Origin of the sequence: Streptomyces odontomachi (assembly GCF_024435355.1) — a bacterium.
Taxonomy (GTDB): Bacteria; Actinomycetota; Actinomycetes; order Streptomycetales; family Streptomycetaceae; genus Streptomyces; species Streptomyces odontomachi.
In genome coordinates this window covers 111,844-124,560 of the sequence record NZ_JAMJWG010000023.1, presented here as the reverse complement: position 1 = coordinate 124,560, position 12,717 = coordinate 111,844, and the positions used below count along the sequence as shown (strand labels likewise).

The 12,717-nt window shown below is 72.0% G+C and carries 10 protein-coding genes and 1 tRNA gene; 5 read left to right on the top strand and 6 right to left on the bottom strand.

Translation table 11 applies throughout. The annotated features are described in order from the left end of the window. Nucleotides 1-45 precede the first annotated feature (45 nt). Together NQO67_RS35245 and NQO67_RS35240 are read left to right on the top strand one after the other, a co-directional pair. Nucleotides 46-867: an ABC transporter ATP-binding protein gene (locus NQO67_RS35245; RefSeq protein WP_255954503.1), complete on the top strand. Its 822-nt coding sequence runs from the start codon at nt 46-48 to the stop codon at nt 865-867. A 378-nt stretch (nt 868-1,245) separates the two neighbouring features. Beyond that, nucleotides 1,246-1,971 (top strand): hypothetical protein, encoded by a 726-nt coding sequence (locus tag NQO67_RS35240; RefSeq protein ID WP_255954502.1) that lies wholly within the window; start codon nt 1,246-1,248, stop codon nt 1,969-1,971. A 52-nt stretch (nt 1,972-2,023) separates the two neighbouring features. Here NQO67_RS35240 and NQO67_RS35235 read toward each other — a convergent pair. Continuing rightward, a tRNA-Thr gene (locus NQO67_RS35235) sits at nt 2,024-2,097 on the bottom strand. 286 nt (nt 2,098-2,383) lie between these two features. On the opposite strand from NQO67_RS35235, the gene NQO67_RS35230 reads away from it, so the two are divergent. The 3 genes from NQO67_RS35230 (at nt 2,384) to NQO67_RS35220 (ending at nt 5,192) form a co-directional block, all read left to right on the top strand. Next, complete coding sequence (locus NQO67_RS35230; RefSeq protein ID WP_255954501.1) at nt 2,384-3,520, top strand: ABC transporter ATP-binding protein; 1,137 nt, start codon at nt 2,384-2,386, stop codon at nt 3,518-3,520. Nucleotides 3,521-3,901: 381 nt separating this feature from the next. Then, a complete protein-coding gene (locus NQO67_RS35225) occupies nt 3,902-4,342 on the top strand; it encodes a hypothetical protein (protein ID WP_255954500.1) in 441 nt (146 codons plus the stop codon). Between the two features lie 118 nt (nt 4,343-4,460). Further along, on the top strand, nt 4,461-5,192 hold the full coding sequence (locus NQO67_RS35220; RefSeq protein WP_255954499.1) for a nucleotidyltransferase family protein: 732 nt from the start codon (nt 4,461-4,463) through the stop codon (nt 5,190-5,192). 83 nt (nt 5,193-5,275) lie between these two features. On the opposite strand, the gene NQO67_RS35215 is transcribed toward NQO67_RS35220, so the two are convergent. The 5 genes from NQO67_RS35215 to ispD form a co-directional block, all read right to left on the bottom strand. Then, nucleotides 5,276-7,315, bottom strand: a complete 2,040-nt coding sequence (locus NQO67_RS35215; RefSeq protein ID WP_255954498.1) for a DoxX family protein — start codon at nt 7,313-7,315, stop codon at nt 5,276-5,278. 142 nt (nt 7,316-7,457) lie between these two features. Continuing rightward, complete coding sequence (rlmB, locus tag NQO67_RS35210; RefSeq protein ID WP_255954497.1) at nt 7,458-8,396, bottom strand: 23S rRNA (guanosine(2251)-2'-O)-methyltransferase RlmB; 939 nt, start codon at nt 8,394-8,396, stop codon at nt 7,458-7,460. A gap of 252 nt (nt 8,397-8,648) precedes the next feature. Next, on the bottom strand, nt 8,649-10,049 hold the full coding sequence (gene cysS, locus NQO67_RS35205) for a cysteine--tRNA ligase (RefSeq protein ID WP_255954496.1): 1,401 nt from the start codon (nt 10,047-10,049) through the stop codon (nt 8,649-8,651). 431 nt (nt 10,050-10,480) lie between these two features. Further along, nucleotides 10,481-11,062: a 2-C-methyl-D-erythritol 2,4-cyclodiphosphate synthase gene (ispF, locus tag NQO67_RS35200; RefSeq protein ID WP_305126645.1), complete on the bottom strand. Its 582-nt coding sequence runs from the start codon at nt 11,060-11,062 to the stop codon at nt 10,481-10,483. Beyond that, complete coding sequence (gene ispD, locus NQO67_RS35195; protein ID WP_255954495.1) at nt 11,052-11,918, bottom strand: 2-C-methyl-D-erythritol 4-phosphate cytidylyltransferase; 867 nt, start codon at nt 11,916-11,918, stop codon at nt 11,052-11,054. The genes ispF and ispD overlap by 11 nt, the downstream gene beginning before the upstream one ends. Between the last annotated feature and the right edge of the window lie 799 nt (nt 11,919-12,717).

Sequence of the window (12,717 nt, the reverse complement as noted above, 5' to 3'; positions counted from 1 at the left end):
GAAACCCCCCGGAGACGTCGACCGACCCGGCACTACGCTGGCGAAATGATCCCAGCCCAGGCCGCCGAAGCCCGTGAACCGCACGCCGTCGTCGCCCTGAAGGGCGTGGCGGTGCACCGTCGCACCAGCGGGCAGGAGATCATCCTCGACGGCATCGACTGGACCGTCCGGGCCGGCGAGCACTGGGCGTTGCTCGGCACCAACGGAGCGGGCAAGACCACCCTGCTCCGCCTCATCGGCGCCACCATGTACCCCACCTCCGGCACCGTCGAGGTCCTCGGCAACCGACTCGGCCGCGTCGACATGCGCGAACTGCGGGCACGGATCGGCCTGGTGTCCGCCGCCCAGAAGGTCCCGCTGGACGCCGCCGTCCACACCGTCGTCCTCACCGGAGCGACCGGCACCGTGCAGCCGTTGTGGCGGAAGTACGACGACGCGACCCGCGAGCACGCCCACGCCCTCCTCGCCGAACTGGGGTGCAAGGAGCTCGCCGACCGCCGGTTCGGCGACTGCTCGGGCGGTCAGCGCGCCCGGATCCTCATCAGCCGCGCCCTGATGGCCGACCCGGCGCTGCTCCTGCTCGACGAGCCGTTCAACGCCCTCGACCTGCCGTCCCGCGAAGACCTCGTGGACGCACTGCACCGCCTGGCGGCCGACCGGCCCGACCTCGTCACCCTCACGGTCACCCACCACGTGGAGGAACTGCCGCCCAGCACCACGCACACCTTCCTGCTCAAGGAAGGCAGGGAACTGGCCTCCGGACCGGCCGACCGCGTGCTCACGCCCGACAACATGACGTCCTGCTTCGGACGCCCGATCCAGATCGCCCGTCACGACGGCCGCTGGTACGCCCGGTCGGGCCGCTGACGCGACGACCGGCACCGCCACGACCGGCACCGCCACGACCGGCACCGCGACGGCCGCTCGGCCGCCGCCGGTGACCCCGAGCCGATATGCCGCAGATCACAGAAAAGATTGAGAATCACCCGGAACAACGCAAGGCGGTACTCCGTTGACCCCAGTGTGACCGCGGAAGGGGACAGTGTCCCCGGGCCTCACCTATAGCCCATGGGGAAGATCGTTCGGCTGAAGCCCCATGGAGCCTTTCGCCGAGAGGCGACCGCCCTTCCGTAGGTCACGCTCAACGACCCCGGCTGGTTCTCCCCCGTCCAGCCGGGGTTTCCTGCTTTCCCGCGTCCCTGCTCCCCACCCCCGACCGGGCGCCACAGCCGGCAGCCGGCAGGGATGTTTCCGCCTCCCGTGCACGGAGACCCGTCCCCCGTGGCAGCACCAGACCATGTGCGCCTGCGCTTCGACGGGTGGATCGCCGGCACCGGAACCTCCTCCGGTACCCGCATCGTGCTGGGCCGCTGGGACCGTTCACCGTTCGGGACGTTCACCGACGTCATGCTGGAGCGCGCGGACGGGCAACGGCTACTGCTGGCGCCCACCCCCCAGACGGCCGACTTCGTCGGCTCCGCCTACGCCTTCGACACGGTGCGCGTCGTGCCCGTCGACGCGCACATCGAGAAGAACACCTGGACCGTCACCGCCGGCCCGCTACGCCTCCGCCTCACCACCGGACGCCGAGGACCCCTGGGACACCTCCTGCATGCCGTACCCGGCACGCTCGCCGCCCGCCCCGCCTGGGCCACGCTGACGGCCCTACCCGCCCGCCTCCTGCTGACCGGCGTACGGACCCGCGGCACGGTCGGCGCACAGACCCACCAGAACCGGGGCGCACGCCCGGGCGAAATCCGTCGCCGCCAGTGGTACGGCGCACGGGATCTGCGTCCGATCGTCGCGGTCTCGGCCTCCTTCGACGGCGCCGACCTGGGCACCATGGCACCCGTCGCGCCCGCCGTGCGTTTCGGGTTCGGCTCGACGCCCCGGAAGCCCGCCGTCGCACGGATCACCACGACCGTCGAAGTCACCGACGCCGCAGCGGCCGAAGAACCCACCCCGAACTGAGACACGCACCCGAAAGGCCAGGTCAGAAGACATCCGACCTGGCCTTTTCCAGAGCCTCCTGTCGGAGTCGAACCGACGACCTACGCATTACAAGTGCGTTGCTCTGGCCAGCTGAGCTAAGGAGGCGACGCGTGCAGTGTACCCAGGTCACGGGGTGCGCCGGTCGAAAATTTCGGCGAAGTTCACGGGGTGCAAAGTGCTGACAGAAGGCATGACCAGGAGGTAACGTCCGGTTCACGTTCGCACTGGTGGACTACACCACTGCGCACGGACGGACCCTGTGGTCGCCCCCCTGGTGACCGCAGAGACTGTGTCATCTGCGTGGCCACGACGGAGTGCCTCCGCGTTCGGCCCGCGCTTCCTTTACTCGGATCGTCCGGCACGTTCCTGCCGGTGAAGGGGTACATCAGCCATGGCAACTGTCTCGTTCGACAAAGCGACCCGGATCTACCCGGGTGGCGACAAGCCCGCCGTCGACGGTCTCGACATCGAGATCGAGGACGGCGAGTTCCTCGTTCTGGTCGGCCCGTCCGGCTGTGGAAAGTCCACCTCCCTGCGCATGCTCGCGGGTCTGGAAGACGTGAACTCCGGTGTCATCCGCATCGGTGACCGCGACGTCACGCACCTGCCGCCGAAGGACCGGGACATCGCCATGGTGTTCCAGAACTACGCGCTGTACCCGCACATGACCGTCGCCGACAACATGGGCTTCGCCCTCAAGATCGCCGGCGTGCCGAAGGCGGAGATCCGCAAGAAGGTCGAGGACGCCGCGAAGATCCTGGACCTCACCGAGTACCTGGGCCGCAAGCCGAAGGCGCTCTCCGGTGGTCAGCGGCAGCGTGTCGCGATGGGCCGGGCCATCGTGCGTGAACCGCAGGTGTTCCTCATGGACGAGCCGCTGTCCAACCTGGACGCCAAGCTCCGTGTCTCGACGCGTACGCAGATCGCCTCCCTCCAGCGCCGCCTCGGCATCACCACCGTCTACGTCACCCACGACCAGGTCGAGGCCATGACGATGGGCGACCGGGTGGCCGTCCTCAAGGACGGTCTGCTCCAGCAGGTCGACTCGCCGCGCGCCATGTACGACAAGCCCGCCAACCTCTTCGTCGCCGGCTTCATCGGCTCCCCGGCCATGAACCTGGTCGAGGTCCCGATCACCGACGGCGGCGTGAAGTTCGGCAACTCCGTGGTGCCGGTCAACCGTGACGCCCTCAAGGCCGCCGCGGACAAGGGCGACACCACCGTCACGGTCGGCGTCCGGCCCGAGCACTTCGACGTCGTCGAGCTCGACGGCGAGGCCGCGAAGACCCTCTCCAAGGACACCGAGTCCGCCCCGGCGGGTCTCGAAGTCAGCGTGAACGTGGTCGAGGAGCTCGGCGCCGACGGCTACGTCTACGGTGCCGCGAAGGTCGGCGGCGAGACCAAGGACCTGGTCGTCCGCGTCAACGGCCGCCAGGTTCCGGAGAAGGGCAGCAAGCTGCACGTCGTGCCGCGCCCGGGTGAGACCCACGTCTTCTCGACGTCGACGGGCGAGCGCCTCAGCGACTGAGCACGGCAGCACGCGTCAGCCCGGCTGAGCACGGCAGCACGCGTCTGCACGCGCCAGACGACACGCACGTCAGGGAGCCTCTCGCTGCAAGCGGGGGGCTCCCTCGTCTGTGTCGACCGGTCGACCGCGCCCCGGTCGTCCGGGTCCGTGACGGCCGGTTGGCCAAGCTGATCGTGGACCTCGGTGACCCCGGTGACCTCGGTGACCCCAGTGACCCCGGTGACCGCAGAGGCTCACCCCGCACCAGATGCGTTGAATAAGTGACGTAACGGTCAATTCATCCCATGCACGTCAACAGCCTCCGAATATTTCGTGGCCGCCGATCCCTCTGGAGGGTGACGAAATGTCGCCAAATCATCACTGACCGCTACGCTCGCTCGCGTGACGCACTTCGACAAGCCGCTGCCGCGGCGCGGCCCCGCGCACCGGATCGGCCGCACCCTCGCCCTCGTCCTGCCCGTTGTCCTGGTGCTGTCCGGGACCCTCGCGGTCACCCGCGTCAGCTGGTCCGGCACCGCATCCGACTCGGTGCTGACCGCCTCTTCCGAGAGCGTCTCCGCACGCACCGCGGCGCGCACCCCGCAGGACGCCCTGCGCGACCAACTCCTGCTCGACGTCCGGCGGAAGAACCCGGGCGTGGCCCTCACCCACCTCCAGCGCGAGGTGGACCGCAAGCCGTCGCTCGCCCGGCACTGCGCGGCCCTCGCCCGTGCCCTCGGCCAGGCCGCCGTGCAGGTGTACGGCCGTGCCCGCGCCCAGTCGTACGCCCGCCCGGTCTGCGACACGTCCTTCGCGACCGGAGTGGCCACGCAGCGCGGCTGACCGTCCTCCGGAGCCGACCTCCGGAGCCGTGCGCCGGGCGCCCGCCGGGCGTCCGCGCCACACCGGCTCACGGTCGTCTCCCGACCGTGCGCCCCGCAGCCTTCCGTACAGTTCGGTCATGACCGATCCGAGTGCCACCCCACCGCCCACCCAGGCCGTCGTCCTGGCAGGCGGTCAGGGATCGCGGCTGCGCCCCTATACCGATGACCGCCCCAAGCCGATGGTCGAGATCCCGGGCACCGGGATGCCGATCATCGGCCATCAGCTGTCCTGGCTCGCCGACGAGGGCGTCACGGACGCGGTGGTCTCCTGCGGTCATCTCGCCGAGGTGCTCCAGGACTGGCTGGCCAAGGCCGAACTGCCGCTGCGGGTCACCACGGTGGTCGAGCGCGAACCGCTCGGCCGCGGCGGTGGGCTGAAGTACGCGGCGGCCCACCTGCCCCACCCGGACCGGCCCTGGTACGCCACCAACGGCGACATCTGGACCCGTTTCTCGCTGCGCGAGATGGCCGCCTTCCACACCGAACGTGCCGCCACGGCGACGCTTGCGCTGGCCAGGCCGCGCATTCCGTGGGGTGCCGTGGAGACCGACGCGTTCGGTCACATCACGGACTTCATCGAGGCGCCCCCGTCGCCGTACCTGATCAACGCGGGGGTGTACGTCTTCGCGGCCGAGTTCGCCGCTGCGCTGCCGGATCGCGGTGACCACGAGCGCACCACGTTCCCCGGGCTCGCCCGCGCCAAGCGGCTGGCCGGCTTCCCGATCCCGCAGGGCGCGTACTGGCGGGCGATCGACACCGCCAAGGACCTGACCCAGGCGGCGGAGGAACTGGCCGCATCACGACGGTGACGCCCGGGCGCCCGGCGTACGCCAGGGCCGCCACCCGGGGCGGACCGAGCGCTCGCGCACCCCGCCCGCCCCGGCCGGCACCGTCACCCCAGCAACCCGCCCACCAGGCTCCCCGAACCGCCGCCGGAGCGGTTCGTCGTGCCTGAGGTGGTGCCTGACGTGGACGCCGAACCCGCGCCCCCGGACGACGACGGTCCCGCGCTGGTCGCCGGGGTCTGCGGACGCTGCGGCTGGGTACGGGTACCACCCATCCCCATGCCCTGCGTCTGGCTCGGGCCCTGCGAACCCGCGGTGTCCCGTGCCGGATCCGCTCCGGCCGTCGCCGACTCGGACGGGTCGGTGGACGCGTCACGGCCCCGCTCACCGGACGCGGCCGGGTCCTGGCTGCGCGACTCGTCAGCGCTCGGCGAGCCGGGGAGCGGGGAGCCGGGCAGGACGTTGCGCGGAACGTCGCCGGGTCCGGGCACGCGGACCCGGTCGGCGTCCCGTACGGCACCGCCGAGCAGCGCGCCGAGCAGGAACGTGACCCCGGTGACGAGGGCGGCGACCAGGGCACCACGGCGCAGCACCCGGCGGCGCAGCTCCCACAGTTCGGCACGCGGCCCGAGGGTGCGCCAGGCCTCGGAGATCAACCTGCCGTCGACGGAGTACACCGGCGCACCCGCGATGACCAGCGGGGACCAGGCGGCGAGGTAGATGATGTCGGGCGCGTCGTAACCGGGGACCCGCTGCCAGCTGACGGTGATGACGAGCGCGGCGGCCAGCAGCGCTCCGACCGAGGCCGCCAACCGCTGCCAGAGTCCGAACACGGTGAGCACACCGACGATGACCTGGAGGAACGCCAAGGTGAGCCCGGCGCCGACCGGGTGCTGGAGTGCCGCGTCGCGCAACGGTTCGGCGAGCGCCCACGGGTGCATCCCCCGCAGCGACCTGGCCAGCGAGCCGCGCGCGCCACCGTCGAAGTACGCGGGGTCGCAGAGCTTGCTCATGCCGGCGTACGCGGAGAGCAGGCCGAGGAAGAGCCGCAGGGGGAGCAGGACGAGGCCGAGGTTCATCCGCCGGCCCGGGTAGTACGCGTGCCGGACGGCCTCGGCACCACGCCGGCGCCCGACGGCCGTACCGCGCCGCTGGGCCGCCATGTCGTCGTCGGCGGCGTCGTACTCGCCGTACTCGCCTTGGTCGTCGTACTCGGCGTACTCGCCGTGGTCGGCGTAGTCCGCGGCATCGACATCGGTGGCGGTGGCGGCCTCGGTTGCGTAGGGGTCGAGCGTGCCGGTTCCGTCGCGCCGTCCGGAGCCGCCGTCCCGGTCACGGCCCTGCACGTCGTACGAGTCACGGCCGGCCTTGTCGTACCGGCCCTCGGCGTAGTCGTACGGGTCCGTCGGGTCCGTCGGGTCCGTCGGGTCCGTGTCATACGGGTCACGGCCGGCCCTGCCGGCGCCGTCCCATCCGTCCTCGTCACCGGTGCCGTCGTACGGGTCAGTACCGCGTCGTGCGCCGCGGCCGGGGCGCGTGAAGGAGCGGGTGCCCGGGTCGACGGGGCCGCGTGGGGCGCCGACCACGGGGATCGCGACGGTCGCGTCGGCGTCGTCGACGGTGGGCGGGAGGAGCTGGGTGGCACCCGCGTCCTGGGGGGCGGCGCCGGAGCGCGCACCATCGCGGCCCCGGGACGGGCCGTGCGGGGCGTCGGCCGGTGTCAGGCCGGTGGACCGTACGGCCTGGAGGAGCCCGGTGGCGCCCGGGTCGCCGGGTGCGGACTTCCCGCTCCAGACGACGGGGGCGCGCCGGCGTGCGACAAGAGCACCCGATGCCCTGCCCGCGCCACCCCCGCCGGCCAGCACGGCCGCACCGTCGACGGCCGCGGCCGGACCGGCGCCGCGTACCCGGCGCACGTCCCCGGCCGTCGGGGGCGCGTCCCACGCCCGTGCGGCGGTGACGTACCGCGCGACCCGCGGTGACCTGGCCTGTGGTGGGGTGCGGAACTGCACGCGGAAGACGGCGTGGTTGGCGGTGATCTGCGCCGGGTCGCTCGGCACCTTCACCATGCTCAGCGCGGTGGCTTCGTCGGGTCCGGACGATCGGTCCCCCGTGGGCGTGCGGGGTGTTCTGGTGTCCACGCTCATCTAACCGAGTGACGTGTCCAGAAGACACTCCCCCGGCGCCACTCCCCGGGGCACGCCCCGCCGTACCACGGCTACCGGCGGCACCACGCTCACGAGCCGCGCACCCGTGGCGCGCGCGCCGCCGAACGCGCCGCCCGCTGCCTCACTTCCGGCGCCGAGCCGCCTCGTACAGCACGATCCCGGTGGCCACCCCGGCGTTCAGGGACTCGGCGCCGCCCGGCATGGGGACCCGGGCCAGCACGTCACAGGTCTCGCCGACGAGACGGGAGAGCCCCTTGCCCTCGCTGCCGACGACGATGACGACGGGGCCGTCCAGCACATCGAGTTCGTCGACGTCGACGTCGCCGTCCGCCGCGAGGCCGACCACCATGAGGCCCGCCTTCTTGTACTCCGTGAGCGCCCGCGTGAGGTTGGTGGCGCGCGCCACCGGCGTACGCGCGGCGGTGCCCGCGGAGGTCTTCCACGCGCCCGCGGTCATACCGGCGGCACGCCGCTCGGGCACGACGACGCCGTGGCCGCCGAAGGCGGTGACGGAACGGATGACGGCGCCCAGGTTGCGCGGGTCGGTGACACCGTCGAGGGCCACGATGAGCGGGTCCTCGCCCTCGTCGACCGCGGCGGCGGCGAGGTCCTCGGGGTGCGCGTAGTCGTACGGCGGGATCTGGAGGACCAGGCCCTGGTGGTTGATGCCACCGGTCATCCGGTCCAGCTCGGCCCGGGGGGCCTCCATGAGGTGCAGCCCGGTGCGCTCGGAGGCGAGCTTGAGCGCCTCGCGCACCCGGTCGTCGTTGTCGATGAACTGCTGGACGTAGAGCGTCGACGCCGGCACTCCCTCGCGCAGCGCCTCGACGACGGGGTTGCGACCCACCACGTATTCGCTGCTCGACCTGGCACCGCGCGCCTGCCGGGGGCGGGTTGTCGTCTGCTTGGTCTTGGCCTTCGCGATGCGGTTCTTGACGTGTCCCTTGCGCATTTCGGCGGGCGGCGTGGGGCCCTTGCCCTCAAGGCCACGGCGCCGCTGCCCGCCGCTGCCGACCTGCGCGCCCTTCTTGCCGGACATGCGGCGGTTGTGTGCGGCCATGAGTGTGGAGACCTGCCTGTCTGTCTGTCTGTCTGTCTGAATCGTGCGGTCGGTTGGAGCCGGACGCCCGGGCTGTTTCGAGCGGCCCGATGCTCGGGCCGATCCGAGCGGGGTGCTCGGCTCCTGTGGGGGACGCCCCCAAGGGGGTGTCCACAGGTACGAGCGTACGGGTGATTTCAGGTCCGTGCGGCCGGGGACGGCACGCCGGAGCCCGTCGCCGGTCGGTGATCGGCGACGGGCCCGGGTGCGCGGTCAGCGGGGGCCGAGGGCCCAGCGCGGGCCCTGCGGGCTGTCCTCGATGATCAGTCCGGACTGGTTGAGCTGGTCGCGGATGGCGTCCGCGGTGGGCCAGTCCTTGCGGGCACGGGCCGCCTCGCGCTGCTGGAGCACGAGCCGGACGAGGGTGTCGACGACGCCGTGCAGGTCCTCGCCGCGGTCGTTCTCCTCCGACCAGTGCGGGTCCAGCGGGTCCAGGCCGAGGACGCCGAGCATCGCCCTGACCTCGGCGAACCGGGCCACTGCCGCTTCCTTGTCGTCGGCCGCCAGGGCGCTGTTGCCCTGCCGGACGGCGGTGTGCACGACGGCGAGGGCCTGCGGGACGCTGAAGTCCTCGTCCATGGCCTCGGCGAAGGACGGCGGGACCTCGTCGGCGGGGGGAATCACCTCGCCGGTCTTCTCGGTGACCCGCTGCACGAAGCCCTCGATCCGCGCGAAGCCGGACTCGGCCTCGCGCAGCGCCTCCTCGCTGTACTCGATGGTCGAGCGGTAGTGCGGGGTGCCGAGGTAGTAGCGCAGCACGATGGGGCGCCAGTGCTTGACCATCTCGGAGATCAGCACCGAGTTCCCCAGCGACTTCGACATCTTCTCGCCCCTCATGGTGACCCACGAGTTGTGCACCCAGTACTGGGCGAACTCGTCGCCGTAGGCCTTGGCCTGGGCGATCTCGTTCTCGTGGTGGGGGAAGATGAGGTCGATGCCGCCGCCGTGGATGTCGAAGGCACGGCCCAGGTACCTGTGGGCCATGGCCGAGCACTCCAGGTGCCAGCCGGGCCGACCGCGGCCCCATGGCGTCTCCCAGCTGGGCTCGCCCGGCTTGACCGCCTTCCACAGGGCGAAGTCCCGCGGGTCGCGCTTGCCGGTCTCGCCCTCGCCCGAGGGCTGGCGCAGATCGTCCAGGTCCTGGTTGGACAGGCTGAGGTAGTCGTCGAACGAGCGGACGTCGAAGTAGACGTTCCCGTCGGCCTCGTAGGCGTGGCCGCGCGCGATGAGGGTCTGCATCATCTCGACCATCTCGGTGATGTGGCCGGTGGCGCGGGGCTCGTACGAGGGCGGCAGGCAGCCCAGCATCTCGTAACCGGCGTTGAACGCACGCTCGTTCTCGTAACCGATGGACCACCAAGGGCGGTTCTGCTCCGCCGACTTCCTGATGATCTTGTCATCGATGTCGGTGACGTTCCTGATGAAGGTGACGTCGTAACCGCGGTAGCCGAACCAGCGCCGCATGATGTCGAAGTTCAGGCCCGAGCGGATGTGCCCGATGTGCGGGGCGGCCTGTACGGTCGCGCCACACAGGTAGATCGAGACACAGCCCGGCACGAGCGGGGAGAAGTCACGGATCTGCCGGGCGCTGGTGTCGTACAGGCGAATAGTCACCACTCCAGGGTAGTCGGCCCAAGGCAATGCCCCGAGTCCCTTGTGCCACAGCATTATCCGGACGGTGCCGGCACGACGGCATTGCGCCGGACGGCATATGGCGGCGGCACGCACCGGCACCCAGCAACAGACACCCTCGGACCTGCAAAAAGAAGAGATATGCCCGATTTATAACGCTATTGCCGCGGCGGTTCGCCGGCGGCACGGCGCGACGGCGCCCGACCGATACGTGTCGCCGGACGGGCCGGCGCGTCGAAGAGCGGGCGTACGACCCGTACGACCCTGGCCCGGCCCGGCGGCTGCGGATCCGCCGCCGGCGCTGATCCGGAGCCGCCGCCGGTCCTGGATCCGGAACCGCCGGCGTACGGGCGTCCGGACGCGTACAGGACGTCCGGACGCTGACGTGCGGCCCGATCGGGATCCGGGAGCCGTCAGCGTTCCGACGGCATCGGGATCACCAAGGCCGTGGCGATCGCGGCCAGGCCTTCGCCGCGACCGGTGAGGCCGAGGCCGTCCGAGGTGGTGCCGGAGACGGCGACCGGGGCGCCCGCGGCGGCGCTGAGCGCTTTCCGGGCCTCGTCGCGACGCTTGCCGATCTTGGGCCGTACGCCGACGACCTGGACCGCGATGTTGCCGATCTCGAATCCTGCGGCGCGCACGATGCGGGCCGCCTCGGCCAGCAGGGTCACGCCGGACGCGCCGGACCACTCGGGCCGCCCGGTGCCGAAGTGGGCACCGAGGTCCCCGACGCCGGCGGCGGAGAACAGCGCGTCACAGGCGGCGTGCGCGGCCACGTCCCCGTCGGAGTGGCCGGCGAGCCCGTAGCCGTCACTGTCCCGCGCGTCCCACAGCAGTCCCGCGCACCACAGCTCACGGCCCTGCTCGAAGGCGTGCACATCGGTACCGATCCCCACGAGCGGCAGCCCGGCGAGGCGCGTGTGCGTGCCGGCGTGCTGCCCGGCCGTATCGCCCCCGCGCGCCGGCGTCGTCGTCGCATCCGCCTCAGAAGCCATCCTTGGCCCTCCTCCGTGCGAGTACCGCCTCGGCCAACACCAGGTCGAGCGGGCGGGTCACCTTGAACGCCTCCTCGTGCCCGGGCACGAGCACCACCGGCTCGCCGAGCCGCTCCACCATGCCGGCGTCGTCGGTGGCGCCGTCACCGACGACGGCGACGGTCTCGTGGGCGCGCAGGAGGGTGGCGCGATCGAAGCCCTGCGGGGTCTGCACGGCACGCAGCCGGGAGCGGTCGGGGGTCGCCACGACGGGCTCCGGCTCGCCGGCAGCGTGCGGCTCGACCTCCTTGACGGTGTCGGAGAGCGGCAGCGCGGGCACCACGGCGGGGGCTCCGTCGCGTACGGCGTCGATGACCGCGTCGACCGTCTCCACGGGGACCAGCGGGCGCGCCGCGTCATGCACGAGGACGATGCCGACGTCCGGGGGCAGCCCGTCGAGGCCGAGCCGGACGGACTCCTGCCGGGTGTCGCCGCCGGGCACCACGAGTACGTCGGTGCGCTCCGGCAGGGCGTGCGCGTCCAGCAGGCTCTTGACCTCGGCGGCGCCATCCGGCGGGGCCACCACGACGATCAGCGTGACGGCGCGGGAGGCGGCCAGCGCGCGTACGGCGTGCACCAGCATCGGGATGCCGCTGAGCGCCCGCAGCGCTTTCGGGGCGCCGGGGCCGAGGCGGACCCCGCGTCCTGCGGCGGGGATCACAGCGGCGGTCCGCGGCGGCCGGGATCCCCCGGCTCCGGCGGGCGGCGCCTCGGTGGGGGAGGTGCTGGTGAGCGGGTCCGGAGTGCCGGTGGGCGTGGCGGAATCGGCGGCCGTGGATCGGCCGTCGCCCGGCACCGGGCGGGAATCGTCAGTCATCGGTTCCGTTCAGGTTTGTACGCTCGGGCGGAGTGGGTATGGCCTTGGGGGTAACCCCCGAGGTCGTGAAAGTCGAGCTTGGGTAAGTGCCGGGCGCGACGTCTTGACCGGACCCTTCCGTGACACCGGTCGATCGGCTGCCCGGGCCCGGCACACATCTGGGAGGCGCGTTCCGCGGCACTGTCGGGAGGGCGCTTCCCGTAGGGCGTACGCGTTCCGTACGGCGCACCCGGCGCTTTCGGGCTCGGGCGGTGCCGGAGGGTCAGCGCCTGGCACGACCGACACCATGCACAGCCTGCTCGGTCCCTCACGCCTGAGCAGGCGCACCTGTGCGTCCGACGGCCCGCACCGCTCGGACGAGGCTTTGCGTTCCCGGCCAGCCCCGATGACGTGGCTGCCGGCCGGGCCCAGCCGTGCCACGGGCCGGCCGTCCCAGCCTGTGGACCGGCCGTCGCGCCAGTCGTCGTCCCTTGGCACGTGGTGACGGGTGCGCGTGTGTGCTCGCATGTGACGGACGTGACAGACCTGACAGGCGTGATCGACGGGTACTCAGGGCATTCCACACATCGTGTGCCGCAGCATGGGGATCCGTGTCGGAGGCCGCGAGGCGCGGCCTGCCCGCCTGCCCGGCGGAAGGGCGACCTGGAAGCGGTCTGCCGCGTCCCGTGGAACGACCGGCGCGAAGCGCGACCGGCAGGGAGCGCAGGAGGCCAGGCCAGGAGCGCCTTCATGGGCGCAGGCGGAAACCGGTGAGGGTTCAGGTTCACGAACATGCTCGAACATGCCGCAGCGCCCGGCG

Excerpts from the sequence above, each read along its gene's own strand:
- ispD (WP_255954495.1), bottom strand. The coding sequence starts at position 11,918 with ATGACTGACGATTCCCGCCCGGTGCCGGGCGACGGCCGATCCACGGCC.
- rlmB (WP_255954497.1), bottom strand. The coding sequence starts at position 8,396 with ATGGCCGCACACAACCGCCGCATGTCCGGCAAGAAGGGCGCGCAGGTC.
- ispF (WP_305126645.1), bottom strand. The coding sequence starts at position 11,062 with ATGGCTTCTGAGGCGGATGCGACGACGACGCCGGCGCGCGGGGGCGAT.
- NQO67_RS35245 (WP_255954503.1), top strand. The coding sequence starts at position 46 with ATGATCCCAGCCCAGGCCGCCGAAGCCCGTGAACCGCACGCCGTCGTC.
- NQO67_RS35220 (WP_255954499.1), top strand. The coding sequence starts at position 4,461 with ATGACCGATCCGAGTGCCACCCCACCGCCCACCCAGGCCGTCGTCCTG.
- NQO67_RS35230 (WP_255954501.1), top strand. The coding sequence starts at position 2,384 with ATGGCAACTGTCTCGTTCGACAAAGCGACCCGGATCTACCCGGGTGGC.
- NQO67_RS35215 (WP_255954498.1), bottom strand. The coding sequence starts at position 7,315 with ATGAGCGTGGACACCAGAACACCCCGCACGCCCACGGGGGACCGATCG.
- NQO67_RS35240 (WP_255954502.1), top strand. The coding sequence starts at position 1,246 with ATGTTTCCGCCTCCCGTGCACGGAGACCCGTCCCCCGTGGCAGCACCA.